The 16,907-nt window shown below is 37.0% G+C and carries 12 protein-coding genes; 11 read left to right on the forward strand and 1 reads right to left on the reverse strand.

Annotation, left to right across the window (positions count from 1 at the left end; translation table 11 throughout):
* Window positions 1–207: 207 nt before the first annotated feature.
* From HQN83_RS24450 to HQN83_RS24485, 8 genes are all read left to right on the forward strand, one after another.
* Entirely contained in the window at window positions 208–2,829 is a 2,622-nt protein-coding gene (locus HQN83_RS24450) for a TonB-dependent receptor (protein WP_173094277.1), read from the forward strand.
* 94 nt (window positions 2,830–2,923) lie between these two features.
* Window positions 2,924–4,501, forward strand: coding sequence for a L,D-transpeptidase family protein (locus tag HQN83_RS24455; protein ID WP_246254582.1), 1,578 nt, complete (start codon window positions 2,924–2,926; stop codon window positions 4,499–4,501).
* A gap of 21 nt (window positions 4,502–4,522) precedes the next feature.
* Window positions 4,523–6,568: a vWA domain-containing protein gene (locus tag HQN83_RS24460; RefSeq protein ID WP_173094279.1), complete on the forward strand. Its 2,046-nt coding sequence runs from the start codon at window positions 4,523–4,525 to the stop codon at window positions 6,566–6,568.
* On the forward strand, window positions 6,565–7,827 hold the full coding sequence (locus HQN83_RS24465) for a dihydroorotase (protein ID WP_173094281.1): 1,263 nt from the start codon (window positions 6,565–6,567) through the stop codon (window positions 7,825–7,827). The genes HQN83_RS24460 and HQN83_RS24465 overlap by 4 nt, the downstream gene beginning before the upstream one ends.
* Window positions 7,820–8,497 carry a hypothetical protein gene (locus tag HQN83_RS24470; RefSeq protein ID WP_173094283.1) on the forward strand — a complete coding sequence of 226 codons (678 nt, stop codon included), beginning with the start codon at window positions 7,820–7,822 and terminating at the stop codon, window positions 8,495–8,497. The genes HQN83_RS24465 and HQN83_RS24470 overlap by 8 nt, the downstream gene beginning before the upstream one ends.
* Window positions 8,498–8,549: 52 nt before the next feature.
* A complete protein-coding gene (locus HQN83_RS24475; RefSeq protein WP_173094285.1) occupies window positions 8,550–9,095 on the forward strand; it encodes a DUF4199 domain-containing protein in 546 nt (181 codons plus the stop codon).
* 345 nt (window positions 9,096–9,440) lie between these two features.
* Window positions 9,441–10,439, forward strand: coding sequence for a Gfo/Idh/MocA family protein (locus HQN83_RS24480; protein WP_173094287.1), 999 nt, complete (start codon window positions 9,441–9,443; stop codon window positions 10,437–10,439).
* 8 nt (window positions 10,440–10,447) lie between these two features.
* Window positions 10,448–13,141: a PQQ-dependent sugar dehydrogenase gene (locus HQN83_RS24485; RefSeq protein WP_173094289.1), complete on the forward strand. Its 2,694-nt coding sequence runs from the start codon at window positions 10,448–10,450 to the stop codon at window positions 13,139–13,141.
* 66 nt (window positions 13,142–13,207) lie between these two features.
* On the opposite strand, the gene HQN83_RS24490 is transcribed toward HQN83_RS24485, so the two are convergent.
* On the reverse strand, window positions 13,208–13,978 hold the full coding sequence (locus HQN83_RS24490; RefSeq protein ID WP_173094291.1) for a 3-keto-disaccharide hydrolase: 771 nt from the start codon (window positions 13,976–13,978) through the stop codon (window positions 13,208–13,210).
* A 211-nt stretch (window positions 13,979–14,189) separates the two neighbouring features.
* On the opposite strand from HQN83_RS24490, the gene HQN83_RS24495 reads away from it, so the two are divergent.
* Genes HQN83_RS24495 through HQN83_RS24505 form a run of 3 tightly spaced genes read left to right on the forward strand, consistent with a single transcriptional unit; the run spans window position 14,190 to window position 16,900 of the window.
* The gene (locus HQN83_RS24495; RefSeq protein WP_173094293.1) at window positions 14,190–15,143 is read left to right on the forward strand and encodes a glycosyltransferase family 2 protein; all 954 of its coding nucleotides are present in this window, start codon (window positions 14,190–14,192) and stop codon (window positions 15,141–15,143) included.
* Window positions 15,144–15,146: 3 nt separating this feature from the next.
* Complete coding sequence (locus HQN83_RS24500; RefSeq protein WP_173094295.1) at window positions 15,147–16,115, forward strand: glycosyltransferase; 969 nt, start codon at window positions 15,147–15,149, stop codon at window positions 16,113–16,115.
* Window positions 16,112–16,900 carry a hypothetical protein gene (locus tag HQN83_RS24505; protein WP_173094297.1) on the forward strand — a complete coding sequence of 263 codons (789 nt, stop codon included), beginning with the start codon at window positions 16,112–16,114 and terminating at the stop codon, window positions 16,898–16,900. The genes HQN83_RS24500 and HQN83_RS24505 overlap by 4 nt, the downstream gene beginning before the upstream one ends.
* The last annotated feature ends 7 nt before the right edge of the window (window positions 16,901–16,907 follow it).

Genomic DNA, 16,907 nt, shown 5'->3' on the forward strand with positions numbered 1-16,907 from the left:
TTGCCCACTGAAGTCCAGGCTTTTGCCTAAAGTTACATTTCCCATGGCTGTTTTTATAATAAATTTACACGTTGAAATTTGCTACTTCAAACATATAAACTGAAATAAATTCAGGATGACGTTAATACTGCCTTCATGTAACATATTAATTACTATTAAAACGCTTTAGTAAAGCTTAATGTACCTTTATGGAACACAAACAACCAAATGAACCATTTTACTAAATCAATTCTTGCATTTGTAATGCTTGCAGGCGCGTTTTTAAATGCCAAAGCGCAAAATTACACAGTCAAGGGAAGCGTATTAGATACCGCAGGATTACCATTGCCCGGTGCCGTTGTTAGAATTAACTGGGTTAAAGATAGTCTGGGTATATCTGCTAATACCGACGGAAGCTTCGTCTTTACCAAAGTTAAAGCAAAACAATTTACCCTAACAGCAGCTTTTATCGGGTTTGATACCTTTACCAAACAATACATCATTACCCAGGGCAATAGTCTGGATATTTCTAATATTAAGCTAAAGCCAACTTCTAATACCCTTGATGCAGTAGTTATTTCGGGCGTGCCTCCAGTAAAAATTACTGAAGATACGGTAAGTTTTAATGCGGCTTCTTTTCCGGTTAGGGAAGGGGACGCGGCAGATGAGATATTGAAAAAGCTACCGGGAATAAAGGTTGATAAGGATGGTAATGTAACCAATCAAGGAACACCTGTGACCAAAATTAAGGTGAATGGAAAAGATTTCTTTGGGACGGATGTAGCTACGGCTATCAAAAACCTACCGGCAGATATCATTAAAAACCTTCAGTTTATTGATGACTATGGTGATCAGGCAAAATTAACGGGGATAAAAACCGGTGAACCTGAAAAGGTACTTAACCTAACCATACAGGAAGATAAGAAAAAAGGATACTTTGCCCGCGCTCAGGGAGGCTTAGGCAATTTAGATAGATACAATAGCAGTTTCAGAGGGAACAGCATGAAGGGTGAGCGCCAGCTCTCTTTTGATGGTACAGTAAACAATGCCAACCAAAGAGGCGGTGGTGATGGTATTACGACTAGAAATGCCGCTGGATTGAATTATAGAAACGAGTGGAGCCCTAAGCTTTCGGCTAATGCGAGTTATAATTTTGATAACTCTAAAAATAATACATCCAGTACAGCGCATACTCAGAACTTTCTGGATAGCTACACTCGTTTAGAAAACTCAAGAAACGATAATTTAAATAAGAGGTTTAATCATGATTTTAATGGTAATGTAGAGTATAAGCCTGATACCATGAATTTCTTTAAGGCAACCCCACAGATTTCTTACAATACAAATGCAGGAAGTAATACTGGGTTTTCTGCCATTACACAGAACGATCTTGTTACCAACAGGAACAGTAATAATAGTAATACTTCATCGAACTTGTTCTTAAAAGTGAACCTGTTTTATAATCACAAGTTCGCAAAAAAGGGAAGGAACTTTAGCTATTGGGGTGGTGGAAATTATTCGAATGGTGATAATTTCAACAATGTATCTAATGATTATCTGATTAGTGAAGGTGGAGTTGATTCAACCAGATTGCAAAATCAACTGAACAATCAGAATAATAATAATCTTGGTCTTTATTCTGGGTTTTCTTACATGGAGCCCTTATGGAATAAAACATTTATTGAATTGAACTACAATTTTAGCAGGTCTGCTACTTCGAATATTAGAGATACACGTGATGTAGTTTCAGGTGAGGAAGTGTTTAATCCTGATTTAAGTAATAATTACAATTATCAGTTTATTACCAATAAGGTAGGGGTAAACTATCGCTATATTGGAGATAAACTCAATTATACTTTAGGAGTAAACGGTCAGCCTGCTGTTTTGAGGGGTCAAAATTTAAGTAAAGACGTTAGCACTATGCAAAAAACGTTTAACATTATTCCTTCGGCAAGGATGGTGTATAAGTTTTCGAATCAGGAATCATTTGAGTTTAATTACTGGGGTCGGAGCAATCAACCCGGGTTTTTCCAATTACAACCAATAGCTGATAACTCAAACCTTCAAAACGTAATTATAGGTAATCCTAATTTGAAACCAGAGTTTGTTAACAGTATAAATGCAAGGTATAAACAGTCGGATTGGAACAAGGGGCATATGTTGTCGGCTGGTATTTCGTATAACCAAACAGGAGATAAAATTGTAACTACAAAGGTGCTTATTCCAAATACTGTAAATCAGGTAACCAGTTATACCAATACTGACGGGTTTTATAATTTGAATGGAGATTATAATTATTCAAAGCCTATTCTTGAGCGCAAGTTTACCATAGAGTATTCTGGCTGGGGTGCATTAAGGAACAATGTGGCTTTTATTGATAACAATAAGAATGTGGCTAAAAATACGGAGTGGAGACAGGAGCTTGGGTTTAGGGTTGATCTTGAAAATATAATTAACCTAAGACTTGAAGCATCTTATTCGCAAAACAAAACTACCTATTCACAGTCGGCATTTGTAGATCGTCAAACTAATCGTTTTCAATATGGATTAGAGGGGCGTAACTACTTTTTTAAAGACCTAACTGTAGGTTACGACTTTAGCAAGCAGATTAATTCGGGCTTTGATAACTCTTTTGTAAGGAACCCTACAATCCTTCGCCTGTTTATGGAATATAAGTTCCTTAAAAAGGATATGGGCACGCTTAGATTGGATGGTTTTGATTTGTTTAATGAAAACTCGGGTATCTCGAGAGACGTTTTTGATAACATAATTGTTGATAGACAAGTGAACAGACTTGGAAGGTATTTTATGCTTTCGTTTATATTTAAAGTAAGGAAGTTTGGAGGGTAAGGGATATGTAGCTTTGAGTTAAGTGGCACTTAATTTGTTTAGGTAAGGATTAAGTATAAAAAAAACGCCTAAATTTGCCGCTAACTCACTTGCTTTGAAAAAAACTATACTACTAGCTATTGTCTTAATAACGATGCTTGCATCGTGTAATTGGTTTAAAGATGTACCTGAAGTTGGTACTGTGTTATCCGATCACTTTAAAAATAAGCTGTACAAAAAATTCGATACTGCGGTTTATAATGTTGTTTTTAAGAAACACTTTGATTCCTTAAGCCCTAAATTTTCTAATCCTAATACATTAAAAAACTATTATTATTCGAATGAATTTAAGCCGGAACTGGTTACTAAATTCTTTGTGAATGGCGGATTGGATAGTTTAAAAGATTATATAGATAGGAGTGAGGAGCATGGGTTCAGTTCATCGTTGTTTAGAAATAAACAAATAGAGTCGCTATTGGCAACCTTACATGCCAATAAATTCAAGTCTATCGAAGAAGTATATCCTGTTATTGCCGATCTTGAGCTAAATGCTGCTGAAGGCCTCATCAAATACAATAACTTTGTTTATTACGGTGTTGTTAACCCAAGGAAATTATTTAGCAGGTATTATGTGCCTGTAAAAAGACCTGATAGTTTAAGTGTAACTGCTGTTATTCAAACAAAAGACATTCAGAAATTACTAGTAAGTATTCAACCCTCTTCTCCTGATTATAAAGTATTTCAAAGTAAGCTTTCAAAATATAAAGCAGATTCAGGTAGCAAAAGCTATATGGTAAAAACCATTATGGTAAACATGGAGCGTTTGCGTTGGAAGTTACCGGAGCTTGGCGACGAGTATGTGCAGGTAAACATTCCCGACTTCTCACTTACCTGGTTTAAGAATCAAGATACACTTACACAAATGAAGGTTTGTGTTGGAGGTAAACGCGAAGAGGGGTACGCTGATAAAATTAAGCAATACCTGAAATCAGGAAATCTGGATGATAAACCGAAAAACCATGAAACGCCATTATTGTATAGTAAGCTAAATTCAATACAGGTAAATCCGGTGTGGAATATTCCGGCCAGCATTGCTCAAAGCGAGATTTACTGGCAGGCAGTTAGAGACCCGTATTATCTTTCGAACAGTAATATTAAAGTTTATTACAAGGGTAAGGAGGTGAAAGATCCTGATACTATACAATGGAGTAAGTATTCAAGAGAAAGTCTGCCTTTCCAGTTTAAGCAAGGTTCGGGAGAGCGAAATGCTTTAGGTAAGTTTAAATTTATATTTGATAATGGATCGAGCATTTATTTGCACGATACCAATAATAAAAGTGCATTTGCTAAAACTAACCGTGCCATTAGCCACGGTTGTGTTCGTGTAGAAAATCCGTTACAATTTGCCGAAACTTTGGTGAAAGATAAGTACGAATATGATCAGTTAAGGATGGAAGTTAACCTGCCACCAATAGATACCACTAAAATGGAGGTGTTTAGGAAGAAAATGGCTAAAAAGACGGATACAGTAAATATTTTTAAATTAAGACCTAAGTGGTTTGGTGTTAAAAAGCCTGTTCCCTTGATCATCAATTACATAACCGCCTGGTCGCAAAATGGTGCCCTTCAATTCCGACCAGATGTTTATGGTTTAGACGAAACTTTATGGGATGCTATGAAAAAATTCATGTAAAAGTTCTACCTTTGGTTTTTAATGAATTTCCTATACCCAGGTTTTCTTTTCGCTCTGCTGGCAATAGCCATACCTATTGTAATTCATTTATTTAATTTCCGAAAATTTAAGAAAGTATATTTTAGTAATGTACAGTTCTTAAAGGAAGCTAAAGAGCAAAATTCTTCGAGAGAAAAGCTTAAGAATCTACTTGTGCTTTTGTGTCGTGTATTGGCCATCGCATTTCTGGTATTGGCTTTTGCCCGACCATTTATCCCATCAGGTAATAAACACAATCCGGCGCAACGAAATGTGATCAGTATTTATATCGACAATTCGTATAGCATGGAAACCGTAAACAAGGAGGGGAGTTTACTGGATGAGGCTAAACGGAAGGCAAAGGAAATTGCCAGGTCATACGATATCAATGATCAGTTTCAATTGATCACTAACGATTTTGAAGGTAAGCACCAGCGATTGGTTAATAAGGATGAGTTTATTCAGCTGCTGGATGAAATAAAGATCTCTGCAGCAAATAAAACCCTACAACAGATACTTAATCGCCAACAAGCAAGTTTTGCTGCCAATAGAAACGAAATCTGCTATTTGCTTTCTGATTTTCAAACCACCTTTGCAGGCAATAAATCTTTGCAGGCTAACAAGGATATCAATTATACTTTTATTAAGTTAAATGCCAACAGCCTGCCGAATATCTCGGTTGATAGCATTTGGAGTCTTTCACCGGTACACCAACCAGGGCAAGCCGAGAAGGTTGTTGTTCAATTAAGAAATTACGGTGAAGAGGATGCCTCAGGCGTATCTTTAAAACTAACCATAAACAAACAGCAAAAAGCCATTAGTAGTGTAAATGTAGAGGCCGGAAAATCTGTTAAGGATACACTATCATTTAGCGGATTGCAGAATGGCTGGCAGAAGGGCGTTATCAATATTAAAGATTTTCCTTTAACGTTTGATGATGACCTGAACTTTAGTTTTAAAGTAAGTAATGAACTGAAGGTGTTAAATATTGCAGGTAATCCTTCTGATAAATTTATAAAAGCACTTTTTGCCTCTGATAGTTATTTTAAGCTAACTGAAATGTCGGAATCCAATATTAAGTATTCCAGCTTTTCCGACTACAGTTTAATCATTTTAAGTGGACTAAAGGAACCATCATCAGGTTTGGCTCAACAGTTAAAAGGATATGTACAAAATGGTGGGTCGGTCGTTGTGTTTCCAGACCTTGATGCAAATGCCACTGTTTACACGTCGTTTTTAACAGGCTTGTCGTTGCCGGGAGTTCAACAACTAAATTCCGGAGTACCTGTTGCAAGCAGTATGGATTTAAAGAACTCCGTTTTTAAGGATGTGTTTGATCAGATTCCTCAAAACATGGATCTTCCATTGGTAAACAGATATTTCAGCTACGCAGAACAGAATACGAGTGCAAAAGAGAATATTTTGCAATTGCCTTTAAATAAGCTACTGTTTGCAAAGTATACCGTAGGAGCAGGGAAAATATATCTTTCGGCCAGCTCATTAGATATTAAGGACAATAATCTGCCTAAGCACCCTGTTTTTGTGCCATTAATGTATAAAGTTGCGTTTGGAAGTGCAAAAGAGCAGCCATTGTATTATACTATTGGTTTGAACAACCTAATAGAAAGCGAAAAAATTAGCCTTTTGGCCAATCAGTCTTTAAAACTGGTATCTGATAATTTTGAGGTTATCCCGGAGGTACGACAAACTCCAGGAAAAACTTTGCTGTATGTAGCAGATCAGGTAAAGAAATCTGGCTTTTATGAATTGAAAAAGGCAGATTCTGTTTTAGCTGTTGTCGCATTTAACGATAACCGTACAGAATCTGATATGCATTACGCTACAGAAAATGAGCTGAGCAGCTTGTTTGGTAAACAAAAGGTGGCTGTATTTAATTCTAAAAAAGACGCACAATCATTAAATATCGAGACTAAAAATAGCAGCAGCGAATTATGGAAACTTTGCCTAATTTTAGCTATTGTTTTTTTAGCCGGTGAAATACTACTTATTAGATTCTTTAATAACATAAAAAACATAGAAAGATCATGAACCTTCTAATCACGGGCATAACCATTGCCGATCCAAACAGCCAGTTCAATCAAAAGAAATGTGATGTTCGTGTAGAACAAGGAAAGATAACGGCTATAGGGAATAATCTGACTGCTTCAAATAACGAACAAGTTTTTGATGGCGAGGGATCTATTCTTTCTCCGGGTTTCTTTGATTTAAACTGTTCAATTGGTGATCCGGGTTTCGAAACCAAAGAAGATATAACTACTGCTACTGCGGCCGCCGAAGCAGGTGGGTTTACAGGCATAGCTGTTTTACCTAATACTAAGCCTATAGTACAATCTAAGGCTGAGGTTGAGTACATCATTAACAGAGCTAAAAACAACCTGGTAGATGTGTTGCCGATAGGAGCAGTTAGTCAGGGGATGGAAGGTAAAGAGCTTGCTGAGCTTTACGATATGAAGCAAGCCGGCGCAGTAGCGTTTTCTGATGGTGGAAAGGCTATTGTTGATGATGGCTTTATGAGTCGTGCTTTACAATACGCACAAGGTTTTAACGGACTTTTAATGGTGTATCCTGAGAATAAATCTATCGCAGGGAAATCGCAGATTAATGAGAGTAAAACCAGTGTTTTACTAGGCATGAAGGGTGTACCTGCATTGGCAGAAGAAATGCACATTAGCAGAGACATCTTTTTAGCTACTTACCATGATGCTCCTGTACATATCAGCAATATCTCTACGGCAGGTTCTGTAGCGCTTATAAAGAAAGCGAAGAAAGATGGTGTTAAGATCACTTGCGATGTTGCCGCCCATCATTTGGTGTTTACCGAAGAGTTGCTGAATGATTTTGATAGTAACTATAAGGTGAAACCTCCTTTGCGTGGTAAATCGGATGTTAAGGCATTGATTGCTGGTTTAAAAGAAGGAACTATTGATGCCGTAGGATCTCAGCATCGCCCACACGAAATAGAGTTTAAGGATGTCGAATTTGAAATCGCATCTTATGGTATTATCGCCCTGCAAACTGTTTTGCCTTTGCTTATTAAAGCGGGTCTTGATGCGGCGCAGATAGCCGAAAAGCTTTCGGTAAACCCTCGTAAGTTGTTAGGACTTGCAGTTCCTGTAATTGCAGAAGGTGCTGAAGCTAATTTTACAGTATATAATCCTGCATTGCAATGGGAGTATAACGTAGATAACAACTATTCAAAATCTGCTAACACTCCATTATTAAATAAAAAACTGACCGGTAAAGTTCAACTGGTATATAATAACAAACAATTACAATCTTATGGATAATCATGTAAAAGTTGCGCTAATTGCATCGTTAGATAAATTCGCAGCAGTATCTGGTAATGACTCGGTTAAATTAGAGGAAAGCCTTGTTGAAGTATTTAGCAAAGACCTTGGCTTTTTAGAGAAAGTTGAAGAGTTTGATGAGGTTTTTGATGAACATCCGTCATTTGAAGAACTTAGAGAAGTTTTCTTTGATTTGTTGATGATCAATTTCTTTTCTAATGATATCAAGAAATTGGAAGAAGATTACCTGGAATCTGATGAATGGGCAGATATTGAAGAGGAAACAATTGATAGAGGTACAGAATTATTAAACTTATTGCTATATATTAATGAATGTCATGATGAACGCATAAAACCTGAACTAGGCGATTTCCTTAAGGAATTCTTATTGGTTGAGGAGGATGAGTTCCAGGATGAGTTCCATATTTATGAAGACCTGATCAGCAATCAGAATTTGATTGAATCAAGTGTTGAAGATATTTGTGGTCATGTTGGCATGATTGAACTTGGCGACGAAATGCAAGATCTTTTTGTTCCATTTATGGTTTTCTTCCATCAGCCTAAAGCTAATGATAAGGTAATTAAGGATCTCGAAGACTATAGTTCAAACAAAGAGTTTGATATTGCGGTATATACCTTAATCGCTAACTTTAATGCAGCTACAGCTTAGACATTAGCTTTTATTATTAATTAATATATTAACATTTATTTAAAACTTTCGAATGGAAGAATTAGTAGTTGAACCCAAAAAGAATCCCAATATGTTAGCGTTTAAAAGCGCAGCGGCATATTCTGTTTATTTTTTGGTACTCATGTTTGTAATGAAGTGGATGGGAATAAGTCAGAAAGACCCGAATATCAGCACTGCGGAGAGTATAATTTATTCTTTTGCATCTTATATTCCGTTTATAATGGCAGTTGTATTTGTGCAGACTACTTACAAAAAGGAATTAGGGGGCTATATAACTTTTGGTAAAGCTTTTTCTTCAGGATTCAAAGTAGCTGCATATTCCGGATTATTTATTGGCATATTAACAATTCTTTATTATAAAGTGTTGGATACGAAAACTATGGATGATCTAACGGCAGCAGCTGTTAAAGAAGCTGGTGATGATGAAAAGAAATTAAAAGGTGTAGAGATGATGAAGCCATATATGGCTCTTGCTATCGCTTTTCTAACAGCTGTGAGTTATAACCTATACGGATTGATTATCAGCTTAATCGGTGCGGCTGTTATTAAAAAAGAACAACCTCTTTATGAAGAATAGTATTTTAACGATATAAAATACGCGACTTGTTAAAAAAGACAATTATTAAATCCATTAATGGATTTAATAATTGTCTTTTTTTGTTTATTATTGTTTTGAGGTTGTTCAAAAAGTGAGGTAGTAATTTCTGTGTTCCAGCTGCTTATGTTGATTGTTGTCGGTTAATAAAGAACTTTTTATTTCTGAAAGACAATAGTAATTAAAGCTCTCAATTATCTCGACTTATGTCGGGCTCTCAAATCAGTAAGGTTTCTTTTCTGTTTCGAGATACTATGGAATACAATCGATGTGAAGAACGAATTGTTTGTATAGTCTCTTGCTTGAAACACACAAAACCAAATATATATGAGATCTTTTAATCGCAGATCTTTCATCGTAAACACTGCGCTTGCAGGTTTAGGTGCAGGTTTGCTTCATTCTTTGCCTTCGCTAGGCAAGGCGCCGTTACATACGGAAACAGGAAAACGTATTGGAATTATTGGATTAGATACTTCGCACAGCGAGGTTTTTACCAAAGCAATTAATGGAGGTGGCCCGGAAATGAAGGGCTATAAAGTAATAGCAGCTTATCCCCACGGAAGTAAGGACATCCCTGCTGCATTAAAAATGAAACCAGGCATCATTGAGGCTGTTAAGGCAAATGGGGTTGAAATAGTAGACTCGATTGAAGAGTTGATTAGGAAGGTTGATGTTGTTCTGTTGGAAACTATTGACGGAAGGCCACATTTTGAACAAGCTTTACCGGTGATGCAGGCTGGCAAAAGGATGTTTATCGACAAGCCTATTGCAGCTACACTGGATGATGTAAAGAAAATCTTTGCGGCTTCTAAAAAGTACGATGCTCCAGTTTTTAGTTCTTCGGCATTGCGTTTTGATGGTAATGTGCAAAAGGTTGTTTCTGGAAGTATTGGGAAGGTACTAGGAGCCGATGTTTATACTCCGGCAGAGATTGAATCGAACCACATGGATATGGCCTGGTATGCTATACATGGAATTGAAATGTTATTTACGGTTATGGGGCCGGGTTGTAAAACAGTAACCAGAGTTTATAACGATGGTGTCGATTTTGTAACAGGTGTATGGGAAGATGGGCGAGTAGGAAGTGTACGGGGAATACGAAATGGGGCTTCAAATATTGCAGGTACTGCTTTTGGAGAAAGTGGAATAAGTCCATTGGGACCATTTAATTCTTATTCTCCACTAATAGCTGAGATCATCGGTTTTTTTGAAACGGGTAAACCTCCTGTTTCTGAAAAGGAAACTATGGAAATTTTTTCTTTTATAAAGGCTGCAGATCTAAGCAGAAAACGTAATGGTTCACCAGTTTCATTGGCTAATGTTTAATTGTTAAAATGAAATCAAATTATCTGTTATTAGGTGCAGCATTTTTTATTATAGTGTTTAGCTCCTGGATCTGGAAAAATACATACACGAATCATCGTTTTCAAGTATTAGGCAAGATCGATACAAAAGTTCCTGATAGTAGCAGGTATACGCGCATTGTATTAGCCGAAGGATTGGATGAACCTATGGAAATGGCCGTGCTTCCTAACTTAAATGTACTTTTTGTAGAGCGTAAAGGGGCTCTAAAGCTTTATGATAGTAAAACAAAGGCAGTTAAAACTATAGCAAATATTAATGTTTTTAGTGGCATAGAGGATGGATTGTTAGGACTAGCCCTTGATCCTAAGTTTGCTGAAAATCATTGGGTGTACCTTTATTTTGCAGTAGGTGGAGAAGAATCAAAAAGTAGATTAGCACGGTATCAGCTAGTTGGGGATAAGCTAATTAACAAATCAGAACAGGTATTGCTCGAAATCCCAACTCAGCGTAAATATTGTTGCCACTCTGCAGGTTATCTTGCATTTGATTCGAAAGGTGTATTGTATCTATCTACAGGTGATAATACTAATGCAGAGGAAACAGAAGGATATACTCCTGTGGATGAGAGACCGGGAAGAGGATTGGCGGATGATCAGGCAACTTCTGCTAGTACTAATGATTTAAGAGGAAAGATACTTCGTATTATTCCCAAAGACGGTGGCGGTTATTCTATTCCTGAAGGGAATCTTTTCCCTAAAGATGGTTCAAAAGGCTTGCCCGAAATTTACACGATGGGATCCCGTAATCCTTATCGGTTTAGCATCGATCAAAAAAATGGCTATGTATATTGGGGGGATGTTGGTCCGGATACAAAAGTAGAAAGTGAAGATGGCGAGTACATGAGTTTTGATGAGATTAATCAGGCTAAGAAACCGGGATTTTTTGGCTGGCCGTATTTTTTAGGGAACAATCAGGCATTGCCGTTGTATAATTATGCGACTAAGCAGCCTGGAGAAAAAAAGAATCATGCGAAGCCTTTAAATAATTCACCAAATAATACCGGTGAAAAGGAGTTGCCTCCAGCTCAGGCTGCAATGATTTGGTATGGTAAAATGCCTTCTAAACATTTTCCTCTGGTAGGAAGTGGCGGTGCTACTGCAGCTGCCGGTCCGGTTTATTATAGTGATCTATTCCCAAATGCGCCCTATAAGCTTTCGGAATATTATAATGGTAAATTATTTATTTACGATTGGATTAGGGGCTGGATTATGGCGGTTACTTTTGATGAAAGTGGTAACTATAAACAGATGGAACCATTTTTAAAACACCTTAAGTTTTCTGCTCCTGTAGATATGCAATTTAGTAAGGATGGTGCAATATATATGCTTGAATATGGTACTAATTGGTTCTCTAAAAACACGGATGCAAAACTCGTAAAAATAGAATATCAGGAAGGAAATAGAAAACCTATAGCGGAAATTGCAGTTGATAAACCTTATGGTGCGGCGCCTTTATCGGTTAGCCTGTCGGGTAATAAATCAGTTGATTTTGATAAAGACGATAAGCTTGATTTCAGCTGGAAGATAGCAGGTAAAACAATTAATGGATTAGAAATAAAGTACACCTTTAAGAAACCTGGTATTTATAGCGTTGAACTAAATGTTAAGGATAATAAAGGCGCAGTAGGAACCGCAATTTCCAAAATACATGTGGGGAATACACCGCCGTTGGTAGATATTAAAAGCAATTCAAATAGAAGTTTTTATTGGGATGGTGAGCTATTGGATTATCAGGTTGTGGTTAAGGATGTAGAGGATAAGGTGATAGATCAGAATAAGGTGAAGGTCTCGTTTGGTTATTTACCTCATGGAAAAGATGTAGCGGTTATCCTCGCCGGGAATCAATATCCCGGGGCTTATAAATACCTTAAAGGGTCGGGGATGTTGGCTAATTTGGATTGCAAGGCATGTCATTCTATGGATAAGGCTTCAGTTGGTCCTACTTATAAGTCGATATCGATGCGTTATGCCGGCAAGAAAGATATAGTGAAAACGCTAGCTAAAAAGGTTATAGAAGGTGGTAGTGGAAACTGGGGAGAACGGGCTATGTCGGCACACCCGGCGGTTTCTCCGGATGATGCTGCGGAGATGGTTAACTATATTCTTTCGCTTTCTAAAAAGTCGGGGAAACTGCCTCTTAAAAATAGTATCTCTTTAAAAGACCATCTTGGAAAAGGAAAAGAAGGAAGCTATCTACTGAATGCTTCGTATAGGGATAAAGGAGCCAATGGTATTGAGCCTTTAGATGGCAGAGCTTATATTTCTTTGCGCAATCCTTATGTTCAGGCAGAGGATTTTGATAAAGGAAATGTTCGTATAGCTACCATTACTACGGCTTTTATGGCTTATGCAACTGGAATAGCAGATCAGAGTTATATCAAGTTTAATAAAATAGATCTGACAGGTATAAAACAGCTTAAGTATAATGTACAGGCCATTGGGGGCGGAGGAAATATTGAATTGAGATTGGATAGTATGAATGGGCCGTTAGTTAGCAAGTTTATTGTGCCTGCAGTGGCTGATGGTAAGACAGATTGGAAAGAGTTGACTGCCGCAATAAATGCAACAAAGGGAAGTCATGATCTTTATTTTGTGTTTAGTGCCTCAGGAGATCAGAAGCATGATCTGTTTAATCTGGATTGGATTTATTTTTCTAATAGATAAATAGTAAGGGGCTGTTAGAAGAATGCGAAATTCTTCTAACAGCCCCTTAGCCTAAAAAATCTATAATTACAGATTTCTGATCCAGATGTTACGGAAACTCAATGGTTCACTAGGATCTCCATGAGATTGTAACTTAATTGGTGAAGGACCATGAGCTTGTCTGTAAGCTGGAGCTCCAATGTATTGCGTTGGGCCTAATAATGTAGTGTTATCCTGAACCAACACTCCGTTAAATAGAACAGTAACTCTTGCAGGAGTTTTTACAGTTTTATCATCGTTAAATGTAGGAGCAGTCCAGATTACATCATAAGTATTCCACTCGCCCGGTTTGCGGGTTGGGTTAGCAAGAGGTACAGCTTGTTTGTAAATACTTGCAGCTTGTCCGTTTGTATAAGTGTCGTTTTTATAAGAGTCAAGAATTTGTAATTCGTAACCAGCATCACCTTTACCAATAGAAGCAAGGAAAAGTCCGCTATTACCTCTACCTTGGCCTTTTCCAGTAATGTTTGCAGGCACTTTCCATTCCAGGTGTAACTGATAGTTGCCAAATGATTGTTTGGTTTCTATGTTTCCTGATTTTTTGTTAACAGTAAATACTTTGTTGGCAACAGTCCATTCAGCAGGTTTAGATCTGTCTTCAACCATTACCCATTGATCAAGGTTTTTACCATCAAAAAGTATGATAGCATCAGAAGGAGGTGCTATACTAAGTTCCATTGCTGATACTACTTTAGGAACCGGGGTATATACTTCGGTGTCTTCAGGCTTAGCATCTTGTGCCTGAACAATGTTAATTCCTGCTATCATTAATGTAGCAAGCATAACTGATTTACGCATGTTTATCATTGTGTGATTTAATTTATAACTATTCAAATTTATAATTAAATGGGATTAATCATAGTAATTCTATAAGTATTTTATTTGTGAGGGCTAATATTGTTACAGATAAAAATAGCCTCAGATAGTGACAAAACTTAACAATTTTGCACATATGCATATTTGTTAAGTTTTAAGTAAGTTTGCACAGTTTTAAGCGTTGTAATCACACATGGATATTTCTGTTGTAATCCCCCTATATAATGAAGAAGAATCGTTACCTGAGTTAACTTCATGGATTGCTAAAGTAATGCAAGAGCATAACTTTAGTTATGAGGTTCTTTTTGTTGACGACGGAAGTACTGATACTTCCTGGAGTATCATCGAGAATTTAAAGCAGGAATATAGTTCAGTAAAGGGAATTAAGTTCAGAAGAAACTATGGTAAGTCCGCAGCTTTAAATGTGGCTTTTGAGGCTGCACAGGGTGATGTAGTGATTACTATGGATGCCGATTTACAGGATAGCCCAGATGAAATACCGGAACTTTTCCGTAGAATAAAAGAGGAGAAGTTTGATATTATATCCGGCTGGAAAAAGAAACGCTACGATCCGATTACCAAAACGATACCTACTAAACTCTTTAATGCCGCCACTCGCAAGATGTCGGGCATTCAATTAAATGATTTTAATTGTGGTTTAAAAGCTTACCGTAACGATGTGGTAAAGACCATTGAAGTTTATGGAGAGATGCACCGTTATATTCCTGTAATTGCAAAATGGGCAGGATTTAAGAATATCGGAGAACAGGTAGTAGAACATAGAGCCCGTAAGTATGGGGTTACTAAGTTTGGAATGAGCCGTTTTATTAACGGGTTTCTAGATCTGTTGTCTATCTTCTTTGTCGGTAAATTTGGTAAACGTCCAATGCACTTTTTCGGTTCATTAGGGGTTTTGAGTTTTGTACTGGGAACATTTATGGCTTTATGGCTTATAGGTGTTAAGTTGTACCATATATCGATGGCTATCCCATATAAAAGAGATGTAACGGATCAGCCCTTGTTTTATATTGCGTTAGTGGCTATAATACTTGGGTCTCAGTTGTTTTTAACAGGATTTGTTGCAGAACTGGTTACCAGAAATGCTACCGAGCGAAATCACTATTTAATAGAAAAGGAGATTTTATAACAAATGTTTTTCTCGATTATAATCCCCCTTTACAATCGCCCTCAGGAGATTGATGAACTGCTAACTACACTTACCAAGCAAACGTATACCCAGTTTGAAGTACTGGTAATTGAGGATGGTTCTGTAAATGATGCTAAAGCTATTGTCGATAAATATGCCAATACGCTTGATGTAAAGTATTTTTTTAAGCCTAATGAGGGACAGGGTTTTTCGCGAAATTATGGATTTGAAAGAGCCAAAGGCGATTACTTTGTTGTTTTTGATTCTGATTGTCTGATTCCTGAAGATTATCTCGAAATAGTTAAGGACTATCTTTACGAACATAAACTGGATGCCTACGGTGGTCCGGATGCCGCTCATCAAAGTTTTACTCCGGTACAAAAAGCTATCAGTTATGCCATGACTTCACCATTTACAACCGGGGGAATAAGGGGTAATAAAAAACATATCGGACAGTTTCATCCGCGCAGCTTTAATATGGGGGTATCCAGAGAGGTGTGGGAAAAGGTTGGTGGTTTTATTTTAACAAGGCTTGGTGAGGATATTGAATATAGTATCCGTATTCACGAACATGGCTTTAAGATTGGATTGATTCCGGCAGCCCGAGTTTTTCACAAAAGACGCACAAGTTTTAGTCAGTTTTATAAACAATTGCATTTTTTTGGCAGGGCCAGGATAAATATTTATAAACATTTCCCTTCCGAATTGAAATTGATACATTTCTTCCCGGCAGCATTTACCTGTGGTGTGATATTTACTGTGCTTATTAATATATTTTATTGGCCTTTAGCATTCATTTGTAACTTTGTAATGCTGGTATACTTTATGTTGATATTTTTTCACTCATGGCAGGTTAATAAGTCATTAAAAGTTGCATTTTTGAGCATTATTGCCGCATTCATTCAGCTAACGGCCTACGGTTTGGGTTTTATACAAGATTTTATTAAAAGAGTAGTATTTAAACAACAATGATAGAATTTTTAAAGGAGAGTACATTTGCTGTAAATGAGGTGATTAGCAAGGCCTGGACAGTGACCAAAAGGAATTACTTTTCTATTGCGACACTGTGTTTTTTGATGTTTATTACTTATGCCGCATCTAATTTAATGGCATTCTTCATGAGTGAGGTTAATGTTGCTTTACGCATGTTGATGTCATTCACTTTCATCATGTTTTATTTCACAATAAACCTATCATTGTTCAGGTATATCTTTCATTTGCTTGATGATGAAGAAAATGACGTAAGTATTGTGAGTACAATTCCGACCAGACAACAGATTATTAGATTCCTTATTGGGTCTCTATATTTTATGCTGTGTATTGTAGGGGTTTATTCTGTGGTAATTCTTATCGCTTTTCCATTTATTTATACTGGAATTCGAATGGAAATCATCACTAATGTTGCAATTTCTGTAGGTATTGTTGCCATCTTTATTACTTGGGTACGTATTTCTTTCTTCCCATTTTTTATCATAGACAAAAACATGGGGCCTTTTGCATCCATTAAATATAGTCTGGCTACTACCAAAGGTAATTTTACAAAAATATTCCTGCTGTTACTTGTGCTGGCTGGTTTTCATTTGTTGAATCTTTTCTTTGGCTATATTCATTGGCCAGTAGTTGCCTTTTTTGTCAATGTATTGAGCTCTTTTATTATTGTTCCGCTTGCCAGTGTTGCACTTACTGTTGCCTATCGTAAAATGATGAGTGAATACAAAGGAGATGCTGAACCTGATATTATACACAACATAGTTTAATCAGAAC

The organism is Pedobacter foliorum, assembly GCF_013266735.1.
Taxonomy (GTDB): Bacteria; Bacteroidota; Bacteroidia; order Sphingobacteriales; family Sphingobacteriaceae; genus Pedobacter; species Pedobacter foliorum.